This window comes from Ornithinibacillus contaminans (assembly GCF_001038425.2).
Lineage (GTDB): Bacteria > Bacillota > Bacilli > Bacillales > Amphibacillaceae > Ornithinibacillus > Ornithinibacillus contaminans.
In genome coordinates this window covers 1-13182 of sequence record NZ_LDPV02000002.1, presented here as the reverse complement: position 1 = coordinate 13182, position 13182 = coordinate 1, and the positions used below count along the sequence as shown (strand labels likewise).

15 protein-coding genes and 1 pseudogene are annotated in these 13182 nt (G+C 33.5%); 13 read left to right on the top strand and 3 right to left on the bottom strand.

Translation table 11 applies throughout. The annotated features are described in order from the left end of the window. Window positions 1–649: 649 nt before the first annotated feature. From JF53_RS00305 to JF53_RS18025, 7 genes and pseudogenes are all read left to right on the top strand, one after another. On the top strand, window positions 650–1228 hold the full coding sequence (locus tag JF53_RS00305; protein WP_053071878.1) for a superinfection exclusion B family protein: 579 nt from the start codon (window positions 650–652) through the stop codon (window positions 1226–1228). 90 nt (window positions 1229–1318) lie between these two features. After that, window positions 1319–2047 carry a hypothetical protein gene (locus JF53_RS00300; RefSeq protein ID WP_047980757.1) on the top strand — a complete coding sequence of 243 codons (729 nt, stop codon included), beginning with the start codon at window positions 1319–1321 and terminating at the stop codon, window positions 2045–2047. Between the two features lie 677 nt (window positions 2048–2724). Then, window positions 2725–3252: a DUF2441 domain-containing protein gene (locus JF53_RS00290; protein WP_047980755.1), complete on the top strand. Its 528-nt coding sequence runs from the start codon at window positions 2725–2727 to the stop codon at window positions 3250–3252. Between the two features lie 35 nt (window positions 3253–3287). Further along, window positions 3288–4784, top strand: coding sequence for a zinc-ribbon domain-containing protein (locus JF53_RS00285; protein ID WP_053071877.1), 1497 nt, complete (start codon window positions 3288–3290; stop codon window positions 4782–4784). A gap of 31 nt (window positions 4785–4815) precedes the next feature. Further along, entirely contained in the window at window positions 4816–5445 is a 630-nt protein-coding gene (locus JF53_RS00280; RefSeq protein ID WP_053071876.1) for a restriction endonuclease, read from the top strand. Window positions 5446–6085: 640 nt separating this feature from the next. Next, window positions 6086–6544 carry a DUF1385 domain-containing protein gene (locus JF53_RS17925; protein ID WP_047980754.1) on the top strand — a complete coding sequence of 153 codons (459 nt, stop codon included), beginning with the start codon at window positions 6086–6088 and terminating at the stop codon, window positions 6542–6544. 10 nt (window positions 6545–6554) lie between these two features. After that, window positions 6555–6815: pseudogene (locus JF53_RS18025) on the top strand (DUF1385 domain-containing protein); the annotation flags it as partial. A 223-nt stretch (window positions 6816–7038) separates the two neighbouring features. Here JF53_RS18025 and JF53_RS00265 read toward each other — a convergent pair. Next, a complete protein-coding gene (locus tag JF53_RS00265; RefSeq protein WP_036688299.1) occupies window positions 7039–7242 on the bottom strand; it encodes a hypothetical protein in 204 nt (67 codons plus the stop codon). A 582-nt stretch (window positions 7243–7824) separates the two neighbouring features. Between JF53_RS00265 and JF53_RS00260 the strand changes: the two genes are divergently transcribed. After that, window positions 7825–8325: a hypothetical protein gene (locus JF53_RS00260; protein WP_053071875.1), complete on the top strand. Its 501-nt coding sequence runs from the start codon at window positions 7825–7827 to the stop codon at window positions 8323–8325. Window positions 8326–8492: 167 nt separating this feature from the next. On the opposite strand, the gene JF53_RS17385 is transcribed toward JF53_RS00260, so the two are convergent. Both JF53_RS17385 and JF53_RS17380 read right to left on the bottom strand, forming a co-directional pair. Then, window positions 8493–8657, bottom strand: coding sequence for a hypothetical protein (locus JF53_RS17385; RefSeq protein ID WP_157052431.1), 165 nt, complete (start codon window positions 8655–8657; stop codon window positions 8493–8495). Window positions 8658–8683: 26 nt separating this feature from the next. After that, window positions 8684–8854, bottom strand: coding sequence for a hypothetical protein (locus JF53_RS17380; protein ID WP_157052430.1), 171 nt, complete (start codon window positions 8852–8854; stop codon window positions 8684–8686). 581 nt (window positions 8855–9435) lie between these two features. Here JF53_RS17380 and JF53_RS00255 point away from each other — a divergent pair. The 5 genes from JF53_RS00255 to JF53_RS00235 all read left to right on the top strand — a co-directional run bounded on the left by JF53_RS00255 (window position 9436) and on the right by JF53_RS00235 (window position 13153). Beyond that, window positions 9436–9984 (top strand): hypothetical protein, encoded by a 549-nt coding sequence (locus JF53_RS00255; protein WP_047980752.1) that lies wholly within the window; start codon window positions 9436–9438, stop codon window positions 9982–9984. Window positions 9985–10119: 135 nt separating this feature from the next. Then, complete coding sequence (locus JF53_RS17735; RefSeq protein ID WP_047980751.1) at window positions 10120–10761, top strand: ankyrin repeat domain-containing protein; 642 nt, start codon at window positions 10120–10122, stop codon at window positions 10759–10761. A gap of 52 nt (window positions 10762–10813) precedes the next feature. Then, window positions 10814–10978: a hypothetical protein gene (locus tag JF53_RS17375; protein ID WP_157052429.1), complete on the top strand. Its 165-nt coding sequence runs from the start codon at window positions 10814–10816 to the stop codon at window positions 10976–10978. 236 nt (window positions 10979–11214) lie between these two features. Next, window positions 11215–11499 carry a helix-turn-helix domain-containing protein gene (locus tag JF53_RS00245; RefSeq protein ID WP_047980750.1) on the top strand — a complete coding sequence of 95 codons (285 nt, stop codon included), beginning with the start codon at window positions 11215–11217 and terminating at the stop codon, window positions 11497–11499. Window positions 11500–12023: 524 nt separating this feature from the next. Beyond that, window positions 12024–13153, top strand: a protein-coding gene (locus tag JF53_RS00235) for an IS3 family transposase (protein ID WP_157052428.1) whose coding sequence is annotated in 2 segments (ribosomal slippage) — window positions 12024–12270 and window positions 12270–13153 — 1131 coding nt in all. Because the reading frame shifts where the segments join, the coding sequence is not laid out codon by codon here. Window positions 13154–13182: the final 29 nt, after the last annotated feature.

The window sequence follows — 13182 nt, the reverse complement described above, 5'->3', positions numbered from 1 at the left end:
TGTCTAACTAAAAAATAAATCTGCTAGTCAAAATAAACATTTGCTAGTCCTACCCTGATTTCGTTAAAAAATACTTTTGCGAATTCGGGGTCTTTTCATGCCCAAACCCTTGTCCTGTCATTCTTTTATCGACTTTTTCTTCATTCCAATATCACAAATGTTTTTTATAACTCCGAAAAAAAGGTGGAAAAACAGGCGTAATAGAGGGAAGAAAGTGCGTATTTTTGAAGGAAAAAACATCAAAAATGGGGGTTCCGTAGCAATACTTTATTTTAACGGCAACGGTGGAATGCGGGTTTGAGGTGGGAGATTTAGCAGGAGTTTATTTTGGTTGTACATAGTAGAGAAAAGAAACGAAGTTGAGTTTGTAATATTCAATCCATAATTTGGAAATACGGGGCAAGAGTAAAGTCATAATTAATTGATTGTATGTAAATATAATAGAGTTACTTATCTCTCAACTAATTTTCAAGGTTTAATCAGTATTCAGTGTGTTTCTCAATCGTTTCATCCTGTCCTTTCCATTCCTCATGTTATGAGGAGGAGTTGAATAAAATTGTATGATAATGAAGCCTTTGGCGGAATTTGAAGAAGGAGGGAAGGCAAAGGTGTAGTATAATAAAAGATAATGCTATTTGTGGAGGTTTTTATGAAAATAGATTTCAATATTAAAGAAATACTTACTTTGCCAACCACTATAATGGCTGCACTATCATTAGCGAGTGGTATACTTCTTTTTTCACCAACATCTTTGTTAGATCAAATGTTCATGCTGAATTTTAGAGATAAATATGGATTTATTATAGGCATAGTTTTCATTGTTTCCATATGTATTTTAATTGTTAACTTGGTATACCAGACTGCTAAGTCCGTTTATAATGCAAAAGCAAAAAAGTATTTTTATGCAACTGCTGAAAAAAGGTTACAAAAACTTAATAACTATCAAAAGTCAATAATTTTCGCTCTATATCAGGAAGATAATCGTACTTTACCATTACCGTTACATGATGGTGCCGTACTAGAGCTTGAACAAAATTACATGATTGGGAAGGCAACCTCACAGTACATGGTTAGTGATTTAAACAATGCACTATTTCCATATTTATTACAACCGTGGGTATCAGATGAACTAAGTAACAAATCCAATTTATTATCAGAATTTGCAACTGCTTTTGAAATTCAGTATAAAAAGGAGTTTAATGAGAGAACAGAAAATCACTATTATTGAAAATCTTGCTATACGAATTTGATTTCTGGCCCGAAGATTTTCTGGCTAATCAGTAGTTTACTTAGAAGATATTTTAGGGGGGGAGAAAACTTGGCATCTAAAATGATCGATTTTGGCTATGCAGCAATGCCGAGGGGATTTAGTAAACACTTGAGCAATTGTTTTGATGTAGTAACCATTGATATTTATGCTACTCCAGATTTGACTGAGAGACATATTCCTATGTTTTTAAGTGAAGATGATTATGTTCTAGTAACTGCAAAACGAAAAGAATATGTAGACTACCGTGAATTAGGAAGATTTGTATTGTTAGATGCAATATTTAGTGAAGGTGACTATTTTCATAGTTTTTTTGTGGCGGAGAATATATTTGATGACGAGCGTGGGCACTCCGTTAAGCTAATTGCATTACTCTACGAAGAGAGAGGAAATATTCATATTTGGAATCCTTCCTTTGAAGAACTCTTTCTTCCTCTTATTCAAGACGATTTAGAAAAGGGTTTAGATTCACATTGGAAGAGCCTGCAGGAAATTCAACAAAATTGTTCTGAAGACTTGGATGTATATCAGATTACTCTAGCAAATCAGGCTGATTACGAAATAGAAGTTGACTGCGATAAGGGTGAAGTTTTTACAACTGTTGTTTATTATGCTTTGTTAAAGCATATCTTCTTAGTAGAGGATGAGAAATATCCAGAAATTCCTGGATCTGAAAGAACTATTCAAGCATATAAAGAATTATTTGATGACCATTTGAATGGGAATGTCGATATGGACCGATGGAGAAAGAAATACAGACTCAAAGATCCTAGGAAATAATAGTATTTAAGGGACACGTTTTATCTTCTCTTCTATTTTCTTTCCCTGTTTGATTCTTTTTCACTCAAAAGTCGGTACTAACTGTTAAATAGGTGGTTCCCGAATGGTAGGAACGGGGAAAACAATATGTAATTCTACGGTTTGTCAATTATCATTCAATAGGGATATTCAAGCCAAGTTCAATACTTTTCGAGCTGAATCCAATAGCGATTCAGTCCTTTTTCTTTATGCCCAATATTCTTTCAATCCCTTATCAATAGGGGTTTCATTTGGTGTTCAATATCTTTTCAGTAGTTTTCCTCACCCTATAAATCGGTAGGATTTCCAATCTCTATTCTGTGTATTCCCTAACTGTAACACCGTCCCAAAATTGCTACCTTTCCAGTCTTTTATGGCCTCCTTTCTGCATTAAGGGTACAATAAATTTCTATTGATATGAGTCGTGAGTTAAGCCTTGCCCTTGAAGATAAGGGGATTACAAAAGTATCAACTAACAGCTGCATATAGTGGACGAAAAAAATATTGATAAGTATAGCTAGATTTAGATAATCGGAATATATGGTAAGATAAATAAAGGTTGATTATAGCTAATATGAAGTACGGAATTAACTAAAGGTCTAAGCTAACTCAAGATGTCTTGAGTTAACTTCTATTTTAATTATAAGGAGAGTTAGGCTTTGAAAACATTTTTCCATTTAGATAGAGCTGGTAGTTTAAAAATAGGTGAAACAATATCATTAGATCCTGTGTCGATCAATTCGGAGCTTCTAGGCCCGAAATATCACATCAATGAATTATTTAGAGAAGGTGTTAGTAAGCACGGGTTACAATACATCAATCAAACCGATACAGCCGATTGTCTTAGTGAATGGTTCTTTGAATACGTTCGAAAATGTAATTTTAATGATAAGCCATCCAGATTCCAGTCATTTTTTGCATTTTCATCACTTGAGGATATTAATAGATTAAAAAAGAAACTTAAATACAATGGGGGTACTATTTACTTGATTGAATGCAACGATTATTTTCAAGCAGATATGAATTTAGTTGGATATCAACAGTCCCCTCTATTACTTTCTTGGCTTGCTAATATTTACTGGTCAGGCAATACATGTGAGGAGTTAAATACTAAATTCGGATTAGAACCTTTGTGGGAATATTTATTAGTTGGTAATATAAAAGTTATTGATAAAGTTGATTACTAATAGGTGAGTAAAATCTAATACTTGGAGACTAACAAATGAAAAATACAAGAGGGTTTATTGCAGATGATCGAAAAGATTTAATTGAAGAATGGCATTCAACTGATAATAAAAATGATACACCTTACAATGTAAGAGTTGGTTCAGATAAACAAATAACATGGTGTTGCAAAGAGTGTGGACATATTTGGAAAAGTCAGGCTAAAAGCAGAGCAATAAAGAATACTGGGTGTCCAAAATGCCATGAACGGTATAATGTTGGATTTCCAGAATTGGCTATTTTTTATTACATAAAGCAAATATTTATAGATGCAAAATTAAATTCAGATATTGATGGTTTAGGAAAATATAAGTCAGTTGATGTGCTTGTTGAATCTCTTAACCTTGTAATTGAATACGATGGGGCATTTACGCATAGAGAGAAATTTGAAATGGATCGTGAAAAAAGTCGTCTAACCATTGAAAGTGGATATGGTTTAATACGTATAAGGGATAATGGATTAGATCCGTTAAAAATTGAAGGAGTTCAGGAATATTTATACGAACGCTCTACGCATAAAACGGTTAGTAAGATGATTCAAGATGTCTTAGATATAATCGAAAATACATATACAGGATACACCAAAGAAATTAATAAGATAAAAGAAACGGTAAATGTTGATGTTGATAACATGGCTATACTTGCTCAAATTCCACCAATTGAAGAAAAAGATAATTTATCTATCTTGTTTCCAAATATAAGCAAAATGTGGGATGAAAGTAGAAATTACGGTTTGTTGCCAATACATTTTAAAGCCCATTCGAATCATAAGGCATGGTTTATTTGTGATGAAGGACACCCATCATTGGTTCAAATTAATAGCAAAACGAAAGGTCATGGCTGTAGAGTCTGCAAAGGACAAGTGGCAACTGAAGAATATAACCTTGTATTACTGTTTCCTGAGATTGAGAGAGAATGGAACTATGAATTAAATAATGATTCTCCAGACATGTATTTGCCATATTCAAATGAAAAAGTTTATTGGGATTGCACTAAATGTAACTCTACATACGACAAGATTATAAATGAGAGAACTGGTGGCGGTGAGGGATGTCCATATTGTGCAGGTAAAAGGGTGAATGATACTAATTGTCTCTCTACTACACATCCAGAGCTTGCGAAAGAGTGGGATTACAATAAAAATGGAGAACTAACTCCTGAGAAAGTAACAAAGGGTTCACATGATAAGGTATATTGGATCTGTCCAAAAGGTCATGACAGTTATTCAGCTTATGTTTATAGAAGGACAGGAACAAAAGGTACAGGTTGCCCTAAATGTGGTCTTCGCTCACCGAGAAAAGTAAAGAGAGAAAATTCGTTAGCGGTTAAAAAGCCAGATTTAGCAAAGCAATGGCATCCCAAAAACGAAAGAAGTCCATTTGAAGTTGGGGCATATGCAAGAGAAAAACATTGGTGGTTATGCGAGAATGGACATGAATGGCCAAAAGCTCCGAATAGCCGAAGGAGCCCCAAGTGTAAATACTGTACTAACTAAAAAGAAATTACTATAAGATTGAGGAGACAGAATGAAACAACTTTTGAATATGAGCATCATCTTTTTTGGATTAGCATGGTTATGGTTAATTGCAGATGATCCAGAATGGTACTGGCTTTTTGTGATACTGATAGCAGGAGTAATAGTCCCTGAATTACTATTTCCTCCTAAGAAGAAATCAAAGTCCAAAAAGTCTAAAGAGAAAAGTAAGGCTACCACCAATCGAAAAAAAGCAACTACAACTAAAAGAAATCTAAGCGATAAAGAACTAATATATGCTAATCTTAAAGATCTTAATGGGTATGAGTTTGAAAGATTAATAGCAATGTATTATAAGGATAAAGGTTATGAACCACATATAGTAGGTGGATCTGGAGATCATGAAGTAGATATTATTCTCACTGATCCGAAAGAGAAGTATAAAATTGCAGTTCAGTGTAAGCATTGGAAGAGTAGGAACGTGGGTAATAATGTGATACTTCGCTTAAGTGCAGGAAAAAAGGTACATAAATGTTTAGATGCGTGGTGCATTACTACAAGCAATTATACTAAAAGTGCCATGGAGGCCGCTGAGGGATTAAATATTCGTCTTCTTAATGGACTGCATGTTCAAGATAAGATCGGGAGTTGGCAGAAAAGGAAATTAAAAGAGTATAAATAATACAAAATGACTCTTCCATAACTATTGGGAGAGTCTTCCCTTTTTCATAAATTCCGAATGTTAGATGATATAATTTTATGTAAGAAATAAAAAAAAGCCGGATTCAACTATTCCGTTCCAAAATTGCTATACTTCTTGTTATAAAAACGAGATTTTAAGAGGATATAGAAAGTAAAAGTAGTTAAAATCTAAAGAGAAAACCACCCCGGAACAACGCTCGACCAAAAGCTAAAGGGGTGGTCCTCTTGGACTTTCAATTAGAGATGCTTCTCACTTCGAGTGAGCTACATAATGAAAACACCCTGAAACTAGCATGGGGTTTTCTAAATTTAATATAACAGAAAGTTGTGAAGGACATCAACTATCTTATGTAGAAATAATTGGTGACCTTTTTGAAGGATTTAGTGGCTTTGTGGATATACATTGATTTTTAAATGGTATTACGCTATAATTCGAGATAATCATAAATGGAACGAATGGTGATTTCAAATGAATCGAAATTACTTTTATTCAGAAAAGAACCGAATAGAATCTTTAAAAACTCGTATTCGACAGTGGATGCGAGTTTTTTTATTGCTTCCATTGTTTATAGTCAATGGGAATAGTTTACCCCAAAAATAATTGTTATAGGAGATTGAATATGAAAATATACGGAGGTAGAGCTGGTTTTAATTCTGTAAGTTTTACAGGAGAACGGTACCAATCATTGTCGGAATTAAAGAAAAATAATATCACTACATACATCAATCATAACAAAAAGGAAGGGAAAATTACTGTTTTTCTTTCAAGTATACCCTTTCTGCGTTCTTTTTCTTTGTTTATTAAACTAATTATTGAGCGATGGAAACAGTTTTTACTTACATTTATTTTCTTGTTTTTGCTAGAGTTTCCACTAAAAGTGAAATTGGATTCTAATTTTCTATTTATTACTTCCACTAATACCTTAGTGTCGATGAGTAGTTTTTTATTTTTAGTCAGTCTTATTATAAAAATTACTCCCGTTGGTAGGTTTCACGGGGCAGAACACATGGTAGCCAATGCTTATGTAAAAGATTCAAACTTAACATTAGAAAAGGTAAAAAAGCAATCAAGAATTTGATTGTGGTACTAATCTGGTAGTATCTATTTTCATCTGTTTTTCTATACTTTTTATTATATTTGGTGATGAAGTATGGGTGTTCTTAGTTTCATGGATGATTGGATACGAGATTTGGAAGTGTGAAACGAAAATAATCTGGAATGTAGTATTTTTGGTTGGTAAAGCTATGCAATACCTCCTAGTTACCTCCAAACCCAAAGAAAAACATTTGTTGGTGGCAATAGAGGCAATTAAGAAGTTAGAAGAGAAAGAAAAAGCAGATATAAAATAAATTTTTAGCCGTGGGAAAAATTTAGGAGTGATATCGAGGAGCTACATACCGGATGGGAAGGGAAATCTGTTTTGATTTGGATTTAGAATGTTGAGAATATATTTTAAAATAGAAAAGGATAAGAAGAACATTGTGAAAAATTGTACTTACACTAACGGGCAGGTTAGTTCAAATTCTGTTTTATATAAATAAAAGACGGTGAAAACGCACCGTCTATAATTAGCTATTTATTTTGTGTTAATTCTTTGTAATAAAGGTAATCGACTTTATGCTTGGTAGCCATTAACTGTGAAGCCAAAACCGCCGTATAAACAGTGGTTAGTACAATTGCTCCAACACCAAGACCTGAAAGGTTTATCTTATTAGATGTACTCATTCCATTATTGCTTGTGTTCATTCCATTATTACTTGTAGGTGATTCTTCCATTTTATTAACCCCCTCATTTGTTATAGGGGTATTATTTGTAACGGCATTTAAACTTATACTCAAAAAATAACAGGCAGGTTCTAAAAACTTTAAACTTGTGAACAAATGTACTTAAACTAACGGGTGCGTTAGTAAAATATTCGCTTTCAGAATAATACTACACTTAAATCAGCTTGATAAGAACTCATTTTAATCAATCTTTTATCAAAATGAGTCCTTATTTCTAAGTGCAAAATGTAGGTTTAGAAGGTCATTATGATCGAATCTGTTTATAAGGCTACATGGGTAGCCCTTTCCCCCGCATTACTTGCTATACTTTATGCAAACGGTGGCTTGAAGCTCTGCATAGTTGGCTCAATCTGCCTGCAACGCTCAATGAGATTTGAGGAAAAGAAATACCTCTAAACAGTATAACTGGAGCTTGGATAGACTAATTAGGAATATAGGGCTTCTTCTATTGTTATCTTTAAATTTATTTAATCCTCATATTCCTGTTAGCTAAGCTATATAATTTATAAATTTGTAGTTTAGTGATTTATTAAATAAAATACACGTTTCATTTAGGTGAAAAGGGGTGTCTTTATGGGGGAAATTAAGATAGATTATACTGGATGGGAATATTATGACCAATTAATTAAACAGTACGGAGAACAAAATGAAGATTATTATATATATTTCTATGGTTATAAATCTGTTTATGTTGATGAAATAAAAGGCCTGTCATATGAAGGTGTTTTAAGTCAAAAAAAATTAGATCTGTTATATCAATCAATTAAAAAGTATGGTTATTTATATGAAAGATATCGAGATTTACACTTAATCTACTTACCTAATAAAACATACACGGTAGCCACTGGTGGGAACCATAGACCATATTTAGCCAAACTTTTAGAAATAAAGAAGATAATAGGTCTGGTTGAAATATTAATACCGAAAAACCTGCTTGCTGACGAGCAGATACTTGAATGTGAAAAAATACTAGATGAAGAAGGAATTGATGTTCATACACGAAATCCTTACTTCTACAAACTTTGTGAAGAATATGATTTGCTTCCACCAAAGATGAAAATAAGAATTAGCTAAAAGGAATGATAAGGTATGAGTAATGCCGAGATGCTGCATACTAGGATTAATAAATTTCATTGATCGGGCTATAGAACTTAGTTAAAGCATTGAAACGGAATAATTGAATTTAAGCTGATTGTTTTCTTCCCTTTTAAAATCAATCAAGTAGTAATTTGTCATCTGTCTTATCTAAACCAATTCCAAATCCCAAAAGGACCGGCTTGCAACTGCCTTAAACGTTTTAACAATAATTCATTGTCTCTTCTTAACTTTTTCATGCTATTAGATGAGCCGGTTTTAGCCAATGGTAAATTAAGACTCCTTCTTCTTAAATCGTTAGTTTTGTTCATTTCTTTTCACCACCTTTAAGATTAACTTAGCGATCATTCTTATTGAACCACTTTTTAATTCCAAAATGCCCTCTTTCCAATTTATCTAAATGTCGAATTACTCTTTCGTTCTCTTTTTTTAATTTAATATAGGAATGAGATAGGGTTATCTTCGGAATTTTTACAGTCGCTCGTTTATACTTGATTTCTTCTTTCATATTATCACTCCTTGATTTATATTTTATTAAAACAATTACATATTTATCAAGTTGTTTTTCCAATATTTGTAATTTAATCCTTTTCCGTACACACTAGCTCCTGGTCCGTATAGAAGTTCAATATGGTTAGGAAACAAACAGAATAGAGAAACAGTGTTTGTCCTTCTACCCAATATTTGTGTATACACTCTGTTAAGAATAATGGAGACAATTTTGTTGATAATCTCCACACTTTTTTCTAAAAACACTGGTTGTATAATGTTTTATTATAAATGTGTTAACACTTTTAGATACTATAAATTGTGTTAACACTACTCTGTAAAAACCTCTGATGAAGACTCGTTTCTTAATACTTATTTTTATGAAAATTTCTCTCAGACATATATTTTCATTATATTACCTTGATTATCGCACTGTTCTAATTTATAATTCAACATAATAAATAGTGAAGTAGGTAATTTTTTGAAAAGTATATACTTAATTCAATATAAATACATATATAAATTGGCTCGCATTCTTATTAAGGAGAATGCGGGCTTTTTTTATTTTGACTATAGTCATTGGAAGGAGATGGTATAGCGATGGTACAGGGAAACCGTAAGCAACAACTTATGAGAAGAGAAAAAATACCAACAAAAGAGGCAAAAGAAAGGGTAGAAAAATGGTTGTTTGATAACGAAACTTTACGTGTTTTTGTTGATGCCTCTGAACTGAATTACCAAGGGATTTTCGGATTAGGAGTATGTTTTGTTGGACAAGGAGAAACGAATGTTAAATCTAAAAAGCATTATAACTTTACCTTAAAAACCAACAATGTATATGCAGAAGTGGTTGCAATTGATTATGCACTGGATCTTCTAAAGAAGGTTATGTGTAATTGTTTAGATGAACCTTTAAAAGTAGTCATCTACAGCGATTGGGTTGGAATAAGTAGCCTAGAGAGCAAGCCAGAGTTAACTAGACAGCCCGCCATTAATGTGCTTGCAGAACAAATAAAGAAGAAGAAATATCAATTTAACTCTATCACAGAACTGGAGATATCATACATGGATAAAAGGTTAAAACGTTATAACCCATATTATCGAGCGGCTCATAATGCTGCTAGAAAATTATTTGGAAAATCCAAATAAAAGAATTTTAAGGGTTAAGTTTTAAGTGATTGTCAATTTGTATGCAGATGCTGAAATGGGAGCTATCCTACTTAAAACTTTGCTTACTTCAACTATCTTAGTAAATCGAATTAGTGAAAGGTGATGTATAGGAAAATGACTGAGAATAAAAGAGATCCAAAGAGAATTAGAAGAATAATGGATTTACTCGAAACTATATGGGAGGAGAATCCAGACATGCGTTTTTTTCAACTTATGGAAATGCTACAACATAAATATTCCAGTAAAAATAATAATATTGGAAAGCGTGAGGCAATGGAAAAAGACTCAAAGGGGTATGAAAACCCTGTATCCTTTATAGATCTATTCTATTTGCAAGATGATAGTTTTGAAGAGTTTTTACGTGGTTATGTAACTGAAGACCATCAAAAGAGCTCTGAAATAACATTTTGGGAGATACTAGGGTCAGATGATACGAGTAAACTTATTGAATATGTAAAAGAGCATGATGTTAACCAGGAAATAAAAGGAGCTAGTTTGCTCTATTGGGTAGTGTTTTTGGATAAAGATTCAATGGTAACAAAGTTACTAGAACTTGGAGCTGATCCCAACAAACTAGATTTCAACGGTAGGAGCCCTTTAGAAATTGCCGCTTACTATAACTATTTTGCTACATGCAGGGAACTTCTTAAATACGGGGCTAAAATAAGTGAAAATGCTGTGTGGAGAGCGGAGGTTGGTTGGAACGAGAAAACCCAAAAGAGGATTGTTAAGTTGTTTCAGGAGTGGGAAAAATAAGTAGATCAATTTTTCTTGAAATAAGTACTACGATGGGAGGGGAATGAGGCTTTTGAATGAGAGAGCAGAAAATATAGGCGAGTTAAGAAGAGCATACGAATTGCTAAAACGGATATATGATAACAACTACATAATTAGTAAACACATTAAACTGGAGGTTGAAGAATTAATGAGACCACAGTGGATGAAAGACATCGACGAAGATAATGAGTTATAAGAAATATTAAAAGCATTAGCGATAAAGTATGGAAAGGGAATGATTAATCATGGGATTTGGGAGTTAAGTTTTTTTACTTTATTAATATATCATAGATTCTTAAAGCAAATTTACTTATTATTATAGGTCTAACCACTGGTTAGTGGAATAAACCATATCGAATCCAACTACTATAAAGGGTAACAAAAAAGAGACAGGCATTGGGTCAATCCAATATATTTAGGAGGAGATATGGTATGAATAACAAAGAAAAGAAACTTGAATTAGTGAATCAGGCTATAGAAGATTTTGGAGGTTTATTGCGGGATTATCGTCGGAAATACTTTCTTACATTGGAAGACATGGCTTCTTTGGTTGGCTGTTCTACAAGCTATATTCATCGAATTGAACATGGTAAGCGAAATCCCGAGATTGATTTTCGTATGAGAGTTTTAACTGTAGGGATGAATTGGTCTACAGAAGATGTTTATCTGTTTTTAGAGAAAGTCATTTCAAGGGAGAAAGTGAGAAAAACAGAATAGAATACAAAAGGAAATGCTACTGATGGGGAAGCTACTACTCTTCTCCTTAATTCAGGAGCATTTTTATTCTTCTGTATAGTTAGTGCAAGTTACAAAAACACCTCATATAGTCAGAATTATTTGTAAAAACAGGATTACCGAAACATAACCCTATATAAGTTATGTCGTAAATAAGGTTTCGACTCTAAGAAAAAATTTCCTATTAATAGAAAAATAGCATAATTGATTTATATAGGCACAGGCTTTCTTACAATATAATAAAAGAAAACTTATTTACACCCTATCTATGGTTAGAAAATACAAAGCTGAGAAGAGAATAGGGCACCCGTTTCATCTCTGTTTTTGCACATATTATGTGAGATAGGGTAGTTTAATATACCAAAAGTAGTACGTACCTTCACAAGTTTATTATTAGTTCTACTTCTTCCTCTAACGATTATGCAACCTGGATAGGCTACACTAAGTTGGACAGATAAAATAAGGGCTTGTAAACTTAGACTATAACTTAAGGGAGCGTGACTACGATGACACGTCAACGTCGAACTTTTACACCCGAATTTAAACTGCAATTAGTGAAGCTTTATGAAAATGGTAAATCGCGTGCAGATATTGCGAGAGAGTATGATATCACGCCTTCTGCGTTAGATCGCTGGATTAAAAATCATCAAGAAACAGGTTCATTTGCCGCTAAAGATAACCGTTCTGCAGAAGAGAATGAACTAGCTCGGTTACGTAAGGAAAATCAACGTCTCATGATGGAAAATGATATTTTAAAGCAAGCAGCGCTGATCATGGGACGAAAATAGATGTGATTCGAAATAACGCTCACATCTATTCGGTATCAGCAATGTGTGACGTCCTCCAGATTCCCAAAAGTACGTATTACTATCATGCCAATTTACACAGCCAACGTGTGTTTAAAATGGAAGATGAAGAGATTTCCCAAGAGGTCTCCCGAATTTTTAAAGAAAGCCGGAACAATTATGGCACGCGCAAAATTAAGAAAGAATTAAGTAGATTACCAAAGCCAAAACACGTATCACGTCGTCGGATTGGCCGATTAATGAATGAACTCGGGCTTGTGTCAAACTATACCGTGGCACAGTACAAGCCTCATAAAACATCATGTAATGAAGCGTTGATAAAAAATGAATTACAGCGTCAATTTGAACAAGACAAGCCGTTGGCTGTCATCGTCAGTGATTTAACTTACGTCCGCGTTGGGACAAAATGGCATTACGTATGCTTATTTGTGGATCTTTTTAACCGTGAAATCATTGGCCGTAGTGCTGGTGCTAATAAAAATGCAGAGCTGGTCTATCAGGCTTTATCGAGCATTAAAGGCAACTTGAACGACGTTCAAATGTTTCATACAGATCGAGGTAAAGAATTTGATAATAAGCTTATTACAGAAGCACTTGAAACATTTGGCATCCAAAGATCGCTGAGCATGAAGGGATGTCCTTATGATAATGCAGTGGCTGAAGCGATGTTTAAGGTATTCAAAACAGAATTCGCTAACAATGCTCATTTCTCTTCTCTTGAACAGCTCGCTATTGAACTGGATGATTATGTTCATTGGTTTAATAACATTCGAATTCACGGAACTTTAGACTATTTAACACCAATCGAATTTAAACAGCAGCCCCTATAATTTTTGTCCAATTTAGTGTTGACATACCA

Excerpts from the sequence above, each read along its gene's own strand:
- JF53_RS17735 (WP_047980751.1), top strand. The coding sequence starts at position 10,120 with ATGACTGAGAATAAAAGAGATCCAAAGAGAATTAGAAGAATAATGGAT.
- JF53_RS17925 (WP_047980754.1), top strand. The coding sequence starts at position 6,086 with ATGAAAATATACGGAGGTAGAGCTGGTTTTAATTCTGTAAGTTTTACA.
- JF53_RS00285 (WP_053071877.1), top strand. The coding sequence starts at position 3,288 with ATGAAAAATACAAGAGGGTTTATTGCAGATGATCGAAAAGATTTAATT.
- JF53_RS00245 (WP_047980750.1), top strand. The coding sequence starts at position 11,215 with ATGAATAACAAAGAAAAGAAACTTGAATTAGTGAATCAGGCTATAGAA.
- JF53_RS00280 (WP_053071876.1), top strand. The coding sequence starts at position 4,816 with ATGAAACAACTTTTGAATATGAGCATCATCTTTTTTGGATTAGCATGG.
- JF53_RS00260 (WP_053071875.1), top strand. The coding sequence starts at position 7,825 with ATGGGGGAAATTAAGATAGATTATACTGGATGGGAATATTATGACCAA.
- JF53_RS17380 (WP_157052430.1), bottom strand. The coding sequence starts at position 8,854 with ATGAAAGAAGAAATCAAGTATAAACGAGCGACTGTAAAAATTCCGAAG.
- JF53_RS00255 (WP_047980752.1), top strand. The coding sequence starts at position 9,436 with ATGGTACAGGGAAACCGTAAGCAACAACTTATGAGAAGAGAAAAAATA.
- JF53_RS00265 (WP_036688299.1), bottom strand. The coding sequence starts at position 7,242 with ATGGAAGAATCACCTACAAGTAATAATGGAATGAACACAAGCAATAAT.
- JF53_RS17385 (WP_157052431.1), bottom strand. The coding sequence starts at position 8,657 with ATGAACAAAACTAACGATTTAAGAAGAAGGAGTCTTAATTTACCATTG.
- JF53_RS00305 (WP_053071878.1), top strand. The coding sequence starts at position 650 with ATGAAAATAGATTTCAATATTAAAGAAATACTTACTTTGCCAACCACT.